The 5,140-nt window shown below is 70.2% G+C and carries 4 protein-coding genes; 1 reads left to right on the top strand and 3 read right to left on the bottom strand.

Annotation, left to right across the window (positions count from 1 at the left end; translation table 11 throughout):
* Positions 1-95 precede the first annotated feature (95 nt).
* From V7E46_RS32280 to V7E46_RS32270, 3 genes are all read right to left on the bottom strand, one after another.
* On the bottom strand, positions 96-1,166 hold the full coding sequence (locus tag V7E46_RS32280) for a 2-oxoacid:ferredoxin oxidoreductase subunit beta (protein ID WP_333771730.1): 1,071 nt from the start codon (positions 1,164-1,166) through the stop codon (positions 96-98).
* Positions 1,159-3,114, bottom strand: a complete 1,956-nt coding sequence (locus tag V7E46_RS32275) for a 2-oxoacid:acceptor oxidoreductase subunit alpha (protein ID WP_333771729.1) — start codon at positions 3,112-3,114, stop codon at positions 1,159-1,161. The genes V7E46_RS32280 and V7E46_RS32275 overlap by 8 nt, the downstream gene beginning before the upstream one ends.
* Before the next feature lie 169 nt (positions 3,115-3,283).
* Positions 3,284-3,943 (bottom strand): response regulator transcription factor, encoded by a 660-nt coding sequence (locus V7E46_RS32270; protein ID WP_329182412.1) that lies wholly within the window; start codon positions 3,941-3,943, stop codon positions 3,284-3,286.
* Between the two features lie 160 nt (positions 3,944-4,103).
* Here V7E46_RS32270 and V7E46_RS32265 point away from each other — a divergent pair, with 160 nt between their 5' ends.
* Complete coding sequence (locus tag V7E46_RS32265) at positions 4,104-5,081, top strand: quinone oxidoreductase family protein (RefSeq protein WP_329175711.1); 978 nt, start codon at positions 4,104-4,106, stop codon at positions 5,079-5,081.
* The last annotated feature ends 59 nt before the right edge of the window (positions 5,082-5,140 follow it).

The raw sequence follows: 5,140 nt of genomic DNA, 5'->3' as shown, positions 1-5,140 counted from the left end.
GGGGGGGGGGGGGGGGGGGGGGGGGGGGGGGGGGGGGGGGGGGGGGGGGGGCGGCCCGCCCCCCCCCCCCCCCCCCCCCTTCGGCACGTGGCCGGTCAGGCGGGGACGGTCCAGGTGTCGGGGCCGGTGAGGAGGGTGGTGAGGTCGCCTTCGCCGTGCTGGGTGACGGCTTGGTCGAGTTGGTGGGCCATGTCGGTGTCGTAGACGGGGCGTTGGGTGTTGCGGATGATGCCGATGGGGGTGTGGTGGAGGGTGTCGGGGTCCGCGAGGCGGGACAGGGCGAACGCGGTGGCCGGGTTGGGTGCGGTCGCGTCGTGGATCAGGATCTGATCGGTGCCGGTGCCGGTCTGGGTGATGTCGATGACGGTCAGGTCGCCGGTGGCGGGGTCGCGGATGACGCCTTTGGAGCCGAGTCCGTCGGCGGCGGGTGTGCCGAAGCGGATGGGCTGTCCGTGTTCGAGGCGGATGACCGCCTCGGCCGCGGTGGCGTTGTCCTTGAGCGTGTCGAAGGCGCCGTCGTTGAAGATGTTGCAGTTCTGGTAGATCTCGACCAGTGCGGTGCCGGGGTGGGCGGCGGCGGCGCGCAGGACGGACTGCAGGTGCTTGCGGTCGGAGTCGATCGTGCGTGCCACGAAGCCGGCTTCCGCGCCGATGGCCAGCGATACCGGGTTGAACGGTGCTTCGAGTGATCCCATCGGCGTGGACTTCGTGATCTTCCCGGTCTCCGAGGTCGGGGAGTACTGGCCCTTGGTGAGGCCGTAGATGCGGTTGTTGAAGAGCAGGATCTTGAGGTTCACGTTGCGCCGCAGCGCGTGGATGAGGTGGTTCCCGCCGATGGAGAGGGCGTCGCCGTCGCCGGTGACGACCCATACCGACAGGTCGCGGCGGGAGGTGGCCAGGCCGGTGGCGATCGCGGGGGCGCGCCCGTGGATGGAGTGCATGCCGTAGGTGTTCATGTAGTACGGGAAGCGTGAGGAGCAGCCGATGCCGGAGATGAAGACGACGTTCTCGCGGGCCAGGCCGAGTTCGGGCATGAAGGACTGGACGGCGGCCAGGACCGCGTAGTCGCCGCAGCCGGGGCACCAGCGGACTTCCTGGTCGGTTTTGAAGTCCTTCATCGACTGCTTCGCGGTGGCTTTGGGGACCAGGGCCAGTGCCTCAGACATCGGTGTCCTCCTCCATGATGGCCGCGACGGCCGCCGCGAGCTGCTCGGCCTTGAAGGGCAGCCCTGTGACCTGGGTGTAGGACTGTGCGTCGACCAGGTACTCGGCGCGCAGCAGGTGCGCGAGCTGCCCGAGGTTCATCTCGGGGACGATCACGCGCTCGTAGGAGCGCAGGATGTCCCCGAGGTTGGCGGGGAAGGGGTTGAGGTGGCGCAGGTGGGCCTGCGCGATCCGGCCGCCGCCGGTGCGGATCCGCCGTACGGCCGCTGTGATGGGCCCGTAGGTCGAGCCCCAGCCGACCACCAGGGTGCGTGCGGTGCCGGAGGGGTCGTCGACCTGCACGTCGGGGACGGTGATGTTGTCGATCTTCGCCTGCCGGGTGCGGACCATCAGGTCGTGGTTGGCCGGGTCGTAGGAGATGTTGCCCGTGCCGTCCTGCTTCTCGATCCCCCCGATCCGGTGCTCCAGGCCGGGGGTGCCCGGTACCGCCCAGGGCCGTGCGAGGGTCTGCGGGTCGCGCAGGTACGGCCAGAACACCTCCGTGCCCCCGGCGGTGGTGTGGTTCGGGCCCGAGGCGAACTCCACCCGCAGATCCGGCAGCTCCGACACGTCGGGGATCCGCCACGGCTCGGAGCCGTTGGCGAGGTACCCGTCGGAGAGCAGGAAGACCGGGGTGCGGTAGGCCACCGCGATCCGGGCGGCCTCCAGGGCGGCGGTGAAGCACTCCGCAGCGGTGGCCGGGGCGATCACCGGCACCGGCGCCTCACCGTTCCTGCCGTACATCGCCTGCAGCAGATCGGCCTGCTCGGTCTTGGTCGGCAGGCCCGTCGACGGCCCGCCCCGCTGGATGTCGACCACCAGCAAAGGCAGCTCCAGGCTCACCGCCAGCCCGATCGTCTCGGACTTCAGCGCCACGCCCGGCCCCGATGTCGTCGTCACCGCCAGCGACCCGCCGAACGCGGCACCCAGCGCCGCACCGATCGCCGCGATCTCGTCCTCCGCCTGGAACGTCCGCACCCCGAAATTCTTGTGCCGCGACAGCTCGTGCAGGATGTCCGACGCCGGCGTGATCGGATACGACCCCAGATACAGCGGCAGCCCCGACTGCTTCGCCGCCGCGATCAGCCCGTACGACAGCGCCAGATTCCCCGAGATGTTCCGGTACGTCCCCGCCGGGAACGCCGACGACGCCGGCGCGACCTCGTAGGAGACCGCGAAATCCTCCGTCGTCTCCCCGAAATTCCACCCCGCCCTGAACGCCACCACATTCGCCTCGGCGATATCGGGCCTCTTCGCGAACTTCCGCCGCAAAAACGCCTCGGTACCCTCCGTCGGACGGTGGTACATCCACGACAGCAGCCCCAGAGCGAACATGTTCTTCGCCCGCTCGGCATCCTTCCGCGCCAGACCCGAGTCCTTCAGCGCCTCCACCGTCAGCGTCGTCAGCGGCACCCGGTGCACAGCGAACCCCGCCAGCGACCCGTCCTCCAGCGGACTGACCGCCCACCCCACCTTCCCCATCGCCCGCCGCGTGAACTCATCCGTATTCACAATGATCTCCGCACCCCGCGGCAGATCACCCAGATTCGCCCGCAACGCCGCCGGATTCATCGCGACCAGCACATCCGGCGCATCCCCCGGCGTCAGAATGTCATGATCCGCAAAATGCAACTGGAACGACGACACCCCCGGCAGCGTCCCCGCAGGCGCCCGGATCTCCGCCGGAAAATTCGGCAACGTCGACAAATCATTACCGAACGACGCCGTCTCCGACGTAAAACGATCACCCGTAAGCTGCATACCATCACCGGAATCACCAGCGAACCGGATGATCACCCGGTCCAGCTGCCTGGTTTCCTTGGCCGGTTTGCGCTGTTCACCGAGTGCGTCGACGACGGGCGGCTCTTCCGCGTTGCTCGCGGCAATGGGGCTGCTGACCTGACTGGTCACTGAAACGGACCTCCTTCGAGGCGGCGGCTCACCGGTCATCGTACGGCGGTAAGGGTGCCCTTCCCCGGACGTCCGGGGAACTGGACGCCGCGCGTGCGATCTGTTGTCCCGCCCTCTGGGACAGTGTCTCACTCAGCGGGACGAAAAGGGCAGGTGGAGGCCGCGTACCTCAGGAGTTGAGGTAGGTGAGCACGGCCAGCACGCGACGGTGATCCCCATCACTCGGGGCCAGGCCCAGCTTGAGGAAGATATTGCTGACGTGCTTCTCCACTGCTCCGTCGCTCACCACGAGCTGCTTGGCGACGGCCGAGTTCGTACGGCCCTCCGCCATCAGGCCCAGGACCTCGCGTTCTCGCGGAGTGAGATTGGCCAGCACATGCTGCTTGCGGCTGCGGCCGAGTAGCTGGGCGACCACCTCGGGGTCCAGGGCCGTACCCCCCTCGGCCACCCTGACCACGGCATCCACGAATTCGCGGACGTCGGCGACCCGGTCCTTGAGCAGATAGCCGACCCCGCGGCTGCTGCCGGCGAGCAGCTCGGTCGCATACTGCTCTTCCACATACTGAGACAGCACCAGTACCCCCACCTCGGGGTGGTCCCGGCGCAGCCGCACCGCCGCGCGGACGCCTTCATCCGTGTGGGTGGGCGGCATCCGGACGTCGGCGACCACCACATCGGGTGCCGCGCCCCGCCCCGCGAGTTCGTCGACCGCCTTGAGCAGCCCCACGGCGTCGCCGACACCGGCCACCACGTCGTGTCCGCGGTCGGTGAGCAGTCGCGTCAGGCCCTCCCGCAGCAGTACCGAATCCTCGGCGATGACCACTCGCACCTTGTCCTCCACCGTTCCGCGCTCCCCCGTGTCCGACTGACCCGCTCAGCATTCCAGCATCGACGGGGGGATGGGGAATACGGTTGCCCTGGGCAAGGTTGCGCCCGGCAGCCGGGTGGGCGCCGCGATGTCGTTGCGGCGGCCAGGGAGAGGAGTGCGCGTGCACGCGGTCGGATTCGACGTCAACGGCGGCCCCGAGGTGCTGCGGCAGGTGGAGCTGGCGGCTCCCGTGCCAGGCGCCGGGCAGGTGCTGGTCCGGGTCGCGTACGCCGGCGTCAATTACGGCGAACTCCAGCACGTGCTGGGCGACTTCGGCCCGCCGCAGGGGCCGCGCCACATCGATGTGCCGGGGCTTGAGGTGTCGGGCCGGATCGCCGCCGTCGGGCCGGGAGTCGGCGGCCTCGCGGTCGGCGACCCGGTCGCCGCGTATCTGCCGGACGGCGGCGGTTATGCCGAATACGCCGTGGCGCCCGCCGAGTTCGTCTTCCCGCTGGACGGGATATCGCTGCGGGACGGCGGCGGCGCGGCCCTCGTCCTCACCACCGCCTACGGGGTACTGACCGGAGCGGCCAGGCTGCGGGCCGGTGACACCGTCCTCATCCACGCGGCGGCCGGCGGCGTCGGCTCGGCCGCCGCGCAGATCGCCCGCGCGCTGGGCGCCACCGCGGTCTACGGGACGGTGGGGTCGGCGGAGAAGGCGGTGTACGCCAAGCGGTTCGGCTACGACGCGATCCACCTCAGGGACACCTTCGCCGACCGGCTGCGCGACCTCGATGTCGTCCTCGACCCGGTCGGCGGCAGGACCCGGCTGGCCAGCCTGGCCCTGCTGGCGCCGTTCGGGCGGCTGGCCGTCTACGGGGAGGCGGCGCGGCAGCCCGACCTCACGCTGCCCGTGCTGCCGTTCTGGAAGAGCAACCGCTCCCTGACCGGCTACAACATCGGCGACCTCGCCCGCCGCGCCCCCCGCACCCTTCGCGGCCACGCGCTGTCCGCCTTCGCCCTGCTCGCGTCGGGCGCGATCCGGCTGGACGTCACGGCGGAGGTGCCGTTGTCCCGCGCGGCTGACGCGCTTGCTGCGATGCAGGCGGGGCGCAACGTGGGCAAAACGCTTGTCGCTGTGAACCCGAGGCTTACCTGACGCCCCCTTCGGCTGGCGCGGGCCTGGGGCTGTCGCTGCGTCCGGGGTGCGCCTTTCCC

Origin of the sequence: Streptomyces sp. IBSBF 2435 (assembly GCF_036815005.1) — a bacterium.
Classification (GTDB): Bacteria; Actinomycetota; Actinomycetes; order Streptomycetales; family Streptomycetaceae; genus Actinacidiphila.
Note: the sequence above shows the minus strand (reverse complement) of the source record. Positions and strands in the feature narration are given on the sequence as shown.